The organism is Streptomyces sp. NPDC048389 (assembly GCF_040706335.1).
Taxonomy (GTDB): domain Bacteria; phylum Actinomycetota; class Actinomycetes; order Streptomycetales; family Streptomycetaceae; genus Streptomyces.
Genome location: NZ_JBEZKP010000038.1, coordinates 65,434 through 71,489, shown reverse-complemented (window position 1 = coordinate 71,489; position 6,056 = coordinate 65,434). Strand labels below are relative to the sequence as shown.

Below are 6,056 nucleotides of genomic sequence, written 5' to 3'. Positions count from 1 at the left end.
AACCATCGAGGGCAACCGCATGAAAGCCATGCCCGGAGTCTCTGGGTCTCTGGACCTTACGACGGCCCGTCCAACCCACGAACAAGGTAGGACCGACATGACGACGACTCGGCGCACTGCCCGCCGCTCCGTAAAACGGGCGGCCCACCCCGACAAAGACCAGGAAGGAGCCGAACAGCACGCCCGGGAGACGTGGAATTCCGGCGCAGCCGCAGCGACACGCGAGGGCCCCGCCCGACACCAGCCGGAACAAACGGGACGAACCAACCACGTCACCGCGTAGCCATCGCCGCTGACGGATCGAGGCCAGCCGAGGAAAATGCTCATCCGGGTGAATCCCGGGCTCTTCTTCCGTCCCATGATGGGCAGGTGCCATCGATCGGTGCGACGGGAGGTGACACTTAATCACGAAGGCTTGCCGAATGGACCAATGACAGCCATTCGGCTCAATGGTTGGTCATATATCCCTTGATGCATATTGATTGATTCCGGCAACTTCACTCGGTGAATCCTTGCCCGAAATGGTCCTCTGCGTAATATGCCGCCGACAGAAGTGGCGATTCCTTTCGACGAGGAACGCCGGATGTCACCACACCCATAGGAGTTGACTCCTCGATGAGACTGAATATTGCCGATGCGTCGCATCGGCGCACAATGACGGCCTGGATCGCGGGGGTACTCACCCTGCTGGTCGCGGTGGCCGTTGTGGCAGTCACGCCTACACGGGCAAGTGCCGTCGCAACGGAAGTAGAACTGGGAACGGCGGAGAGCTTCGCGGTACTGGGCGGCTCCGATGTCACCAACACCGGCCCCTCGGTGATCAACGGAGACCTCGGAGTGAGTCCGGGGTCGTCCGTCACCGGATTCCCTCCCGGAATCGTGAACGGGGCCATGCATGTCACGGATGCCGTGGCTGCTCAAGCCCAGAGCGACCTGACGACGGCGTACATCGATGCGGCTGGGCAGGCACCGGACGTGACGTTCCCCGACGATCCTCCGGTGGAGCTCGGTGGTAGGACGCTGACTCCAGGCGTCTACAACGCCCCTGTCAGTGCCCAAATCACCGGCACGCTCACCCTGGACGCCGAGAACGACCCCGACGCCGTCTGGGTGTTCCAGGTCGGTTCGACGCTGACGACGGCGACCGCCAGCGAGGTGTCCCTTATCAACGGGGCATCGCCGTGCAACGTGTTCTGGCAGATCGGAAGTTCGGCCACCCTCGGAACCGACTCCACTTTCGTGGGCACCATCATGGCCCTGACCTCTATCAGTGTCACCACGGGGACGGAAATCGAGGGCCGCGCGCTGGCTCGTAACGGCGCTGTGACGCTTGACAGCAACGTGATCACCCGACCGCTGTGTTTGGGCGACACCCCCACGACCACGGGTGACGATGCTGCGGCGACGGGTGACGACACCACGACGACCACGGGTGACGACACCACGACGACCACGGGTGACGATGCTGCGGCGACGGGTGACGACGCCACGACGACCACGGGTGACGATGCTGCGGCGACGGGTGACGACACCACGACGACCACGGGTGACGATGCTGCGGCGACGGGTGACGACACCACGACGACCACGGGTGACGATGCTGCGGCGACGGGTGACGACGCCACCACGACCACGGGTGACGATGCTGCGGCGACGGGTGACGACACCACGACGACCACGGGTGACGCTGCTGCTGCTGCTGCGGCGACGGGTGACGCTGCTGCTGCTGCGACGGGCGATGATGCTGCTGCGGCGACGGGTGACGATGCTGCGGCGACGGGCGACCACACAGGTGGTCATGACACAGGCGGTCACGACGACGACTGGGACCACCCCGGCAAGCCCGGCAAGCCCGGCAAGCCCGGCAAGCCCGGCAAGCCCGGCAAGCCCGGGAAGCCCGGCGCCTACGACGTGAAGCCCCCGTCGCACAAAGTGCACAGTCACCACTGAGTGAGTTCTTCCCCGCAGTTGGGCGGGAGTGGCGAGTTGCGCGTGGATCCTCTTGGCGGAGGCACGCACGGGTCACCCCCACACGCGAGTAGGGGTGGCGCGCGGCGGATCGTCGTTGATTCCGTCGCGCGCCACCCGTGGAAGCAGGAGAAGCAGGTGCGAGCAGTCGCAATGGGAAGGACCGGGTGGGGCCGTGCTGGGCGGCGTTGAGTCGACACATGCGAAGGATTCAGAGCAGGCCGGCGCTGAGCCGGTAGAGCAGGGCGGTGGCGAAGGATCGCGTAGGACTCGTGGCTCAGAGCCCCCCCGCCTACTGATCGCTGGAACGGGAGTCGCGGTGGCCCTGTGCCTCGCAACGACCCTGGTCCATGTTGTCCTGGTGTTTCTGTACGTGGCGCCCTCGAACGCTGTTTCCAAGGCATACAACCATCAGATCAACGCGTGGGTCCGGCCCCTGTTTTCGCAGAACTGGCGGCTCTTCGCCCCGGATCCGCAGTCTGTCAATCGGAAGGTCTCGGCGAGGGTCGGGTACACGGCACCGAACGGCACTACGCAAGTGAGTGACTGGATCGACGTGAGCTCCATGGACGATTCCGCCGTCAAGCACAACGTCTTCCCGAGCCATACGGCACAGAACATGCTGCGCCAGGCATGGAATTCCTACCTCAAAACGCACGGCAGTGACGACCAGCCACACTCGGAGCGGGCTCTTCTGATCCAGAAGTATCTCCGCAACATTGCAGCGGACCGCGTCACCGCTCAACGGGGCGGCACCTTCGACTCGATCCAGCTACGGGTGACCACGCTGCCCATCGCCCCTCCCCGATCGACGAACGGCTCCCGTCCGGCCGCCGCGGCACCTGCGCCGGCCGTGACCCGGCACCTGCCCTGGTGGAAGGTGGACTCGCGATGAAGCGGAGTGAGAGGGCACCGACCACGACGCCCACGGCGCCCCGAGTAACCGCCGAGCGGGCTGCCCTGCACATGCTCCAACGCGTGCTCGATCCGATCCACGCTTTCCTCGTCCTCCTGATTGAGCGGCCGGTCTCCCTGTACGCGGCGGCGATGTTGCGCATCGGGTACGGGTTGCTCTACCTCGTCTTCCTGCTCCGCGAGTTTCCACACCGCGACGAGATGTGGGGCCCCGGTTCGCCATGGACGCCTGAACTGGCCCGACTTATGTACGACCAGAGCGGATGGGGCAGCGTCCTCATGCTGTCCGACAGCCGGGGGTACTTCGAGGTCTGCTACGCCGTTGCCCTTGTCACGTGTGCGCTGTTCGTGGTGGGCTGGCGCACGCGTGCGGTGTCCGTGCTGTTCGCGGTCGTGGTGGTGTCATTCCACGCCAGGGCGATCTACATGGCGGACGGCGGGGACAACCTCATGGTCCTCATGGCCGTCTACCTGGTCTTCACCGCGTGTGGTCGTCGCTGGTCCTTCGACGCGCGCAAGACCCGGCTCAAGGCCGCGGCGGGTAGGACTGCAGATCCCCGCGGGAGCGGTCTTCGGCACCAACTCGGCGATGCGGGCTCCATTTTGACCACCGTGCTGCACAACTGCGGCATGTTCGTCATCGCAGCCCAGGTCTGCTTCCTCTACGGATGCGCGGGCCTGTACAAGGTGCAGGGTCGCAAGTGGGCCGACGGCACTGCCCTCCACTACGTCCTGAACATCGACCTGTTCCGTCCCTGGCCTGAGTTGTCCCAAGTGATCGACGGCCACCACGTACTGCTCACGGTCGTCGGCTACATGACGGTGCTGGTGCAGGTCGCCTTTCCGTTCGTCCTCTTCAGCAGGCTCAAGTACCCTGTCTTGATCCTGCTGCTGGGCATGCACGTGAATATCGCGGTGCTCATGGGACTGCCCCTGTTCTCCGGCGCAATGATCGTCGCCGATGCCGTATTCCTGCCGGACCGCTTCTACCGCGCGGTGGGACGGCTATGGCGGCGTACCGTCCGACGAGCAGGCGTCACGGGAGCGGATGCCTGTCCCGGGGCGACACCTGCCGCGGTGCCGCTGCAGCCCGGACCGGCAGGCGACGCCCAACCCTCAGGCCGATCCCGTTCCTCTCAAGGCCCGCGATGAGGGGAGGGTCCTCGTAGTACTTCGTTAGGTTGATTTGATCTCGGGCTGCCGGGTTGGGCATGCTGCTGTGATGGAGCTGGGGGAGATCGGGCAACTCCGGGGCGAGCTGGGCGAGTTCGTGGCTGAGGTGTTCGCGTCGGTGCCGCGGAGGGATCAGCGGGCGAAGGGGGACTGCTACCTGCGGGGATTGATGCTGGACGGTCGCAGGAAGTCGATCCAGCCGATGGCCGAGCGGCTGCCGGACGGTGACATGCAGGCTCTGCAGCAGTTCGTGAATCAGTCGCCGTGGGATCACGTGGCGGTGTTGCGCGCGGTGGCCGTCAAGACGGTTCCCGTCGTGGATCCGATGGTGTGGGTGATCGACGATGTGTCGTTCCCCAAGGACGGGAAGATGTCGGTGGCCGTGGCTCGGCAGTGGTGCGGTGCATTGGGCAAGCAGTCCAACTGCCAGGTCGCAGTGAGCCTGCATGCCGCGTCCGACACCGCTTCGGTGCCGATCTCGTGGCGGCTGTTCCTGCCGCAGGAGTGGCAGGACGACAACGGGCGCCGGGCCAAAGCGGGGGTGCCCGAGGAGGTCGGACACCGGGAGAAGTGGCGGCTGGCCCTCGACCTGATCGACGAGGCGATCTCCTGGGACCCGACCCCGCAGGTGATCGTGGCCGACGCCGGGTACGGCCAGAACAACGCCTTCCGGCAGGCTCTGGCCGTGGGCCAGGGTTCGCCGGTCAGCTGGCGGGGCGGGGCGACGCGGCGAGGCGATGGAAGGCCGTGGTCAGTCAGGAACTGCTCCTCGGCCTCGTCGGAGGGAAGGACGACGCCCCCGCGGAAGGGGGCGGCGACACCGGCCTGCTGGAGGCCGGCACACGCCGTGCCGCGTCCCCGCCCGACGGCCACATCGGCGGCGGTCCGGGTCGACGGCCGTGGTCCCTCCGCTCGGTGACCGGGCCGAGGTCGCCTTCCTGGAGCTTCCCGCCCCCGGCCCAACTCGCCGCCGTGGAACTGCTGCTGCGGCTCGTCGTGCCGGGTGACGCCCCCGACGGTTCGCAGGATTCCGTCCGCACGACCCCCGCGGAGGAGTTGTACGGCGAGCGGCCGGCGAACGAGCACCGTCCCATGTGGCAGGCCGTCGCGGGGCTCGCCGCCGCCGGGGTCCTGGTCGTCGGCAGCGACGACTCCGTGCGCCCCGTCAGCGCCGCGCTGCTCCCGGCCCGGCCCCGGCTGCGCGGCGCCGTCGCCGGCGACCGGGCGGGCCTGGCGGTGCACCGCACGGTGGGGCAGGCGGCGCGGGCCTGGATGCTCGCCGCGGTCGTCGGCGGTGACTCCGTCCAGCTCTGGGACGTCGAAGCCCTCATCGCCCTCGGCCTCCCGGTCACCCCCACGGGGCGCCGGATCGACGCGATGACCCTCGGCAACGGAGTGCTGCGCACTCTCAGCGGCGCAGGCGTCACGTCCGTCGACCTGTCACCCGACCGGGTCGCCGCCGGCATCTGCGATGGGACGGGCCGGGACATCACCCGCGAGGAGTGGGAGACCTACGTGCCGGACGCGTCCTACCGCAGTCTGTGCTGAGCTCGCGCGTCGCTGAGTGCCTTCGGCCTCGTCCTCATCCACGCCGGTGTCCGTTGCGGCCTTGCTGCGCGTAACCCGCGCAGAGGCTGCGAGAGGCACGGCAATGGTGATCTTCTCCTTCTCCCTGCGCCCAGGCGGCTCACCCGAATCCGAACCCGTCCGCTCCGGCCGTGGCCGACACCGGCGCCGAAGGCTGATCGGTACTCGGCGGAAGCCGTACCGCGCCGGCCCGTCTGCGCCTACGGCTCGTAAACGGAGGGTCCGTCGCCCCCGTCACGGGTCCGTGAGGGCGATCTCCGGCGACGGGTCGCGTCCCGCGACGTGGTGTGGGGATGCGGAGTTCGTATCTCCGCTACTCAAATGGGGCGGTGCAGTCCTTTCCGGGCCGGTGCGGTGATGACGCACGTGAGCGGCGCGGAGAACCGGGGAGCCGGACCGACCGGCGCGTGCGT

At 67.4% G+C, this 6,056-nt stretch carries 5 protein-coding genes; all 5 read left to right on the top strand.

Going from position 1 to position 6,056, the window contains the following annotated elements; genetic code table 11:
* The first annotated feature begins 654 nt into the window (after positions 1-654).
* The 5 genes from AB0903_RS23850 (at position 655) to AB0903_RS23830 (ending at position 5,604) form a co-directional block, all read left to right on the top strand.
* Complete coding sequence (locus tag AB0903_RS23850) at positions 655-1,950, top strand: ice-binding family protein (RefSeq protein ID WP_366705910.1); 1,296 nt, start codon at positions 655-657, stop codon at positions 1,948-1,950.
* Between the two features lie 337 nt (positions 1,951-2,287).
* Positions 2,288-2,863, top strand: a complete 576-nt coding sequence (locus AB0903_RS23845; protein ID WP_366705908.1) for a DUF5819 family protein — start codon at positions 2,288-2,290, stop codon at positions 2,861-2,863.
* Between the two features lie 152 nt (positions 2,864-3,015).
* A complete protein-coding gene (locus AB0903_RS23840; protein ID WP_366705926.1) occupies positions 3,016-4,035 on the top strand; it encodes an HTTM domain-containing protein in 1,020 nt (339 codons plus the stop codon).
* A 70-nt stretch (positions 4,036-4,105) separates the two neighbouring features.
* A complete protein-coding gene (locus AB0903_RS23835) occupies positions 4,106-4,975 on the top strand; it encodes an IS701 family transposase (protein ID WP_366705906.1) in 870 nt (289 codons plus the stop codon).
* Positions 4,972-5,604 carry a hypothetical protein gene (locus AB0903_RS23830; protein ID WP_366705904.1) on the top strand — a complete coding sequence of 211 codons (633 nt, stop codon included), beginning with the start codon at positions 4,972-4,974 and terminating at the stop codon, positions 5,602-5,604. Before AB0903_RS23835 ends, AB0903_RS23830 begins: the two co-directional genes overlap by 4 nt.
* The last annotated feature ends 452 nt before the right edge of the window (positions 5,605-6,056 follow it).

Bases quoted from the DNA above. Each gene is read 5' to 3' on its own strand.
- AB0903_RS23835 (WP_366705906.1), top strand. From the start codon at position 4,106: ATGGAGCTGGGGGAGATCGGGCAACTCCGGGGCGAGCTGGGCGAGTTC.
- AB0903_RS23850 (WP_366705910.1), top strand. From the start codon at position 655: ATGACGGCCTGGATCGCGGGGGTACTCACCCTGCTGGTCGCGGTGGCC.
- AB0903_RS23840 (WP_366705926.1), top strand. From the start codon at position 3,016: ATGTTGCGCATCGGGTACGGGTTGCTCTACCTCGTCTTCCTGCTCCGC.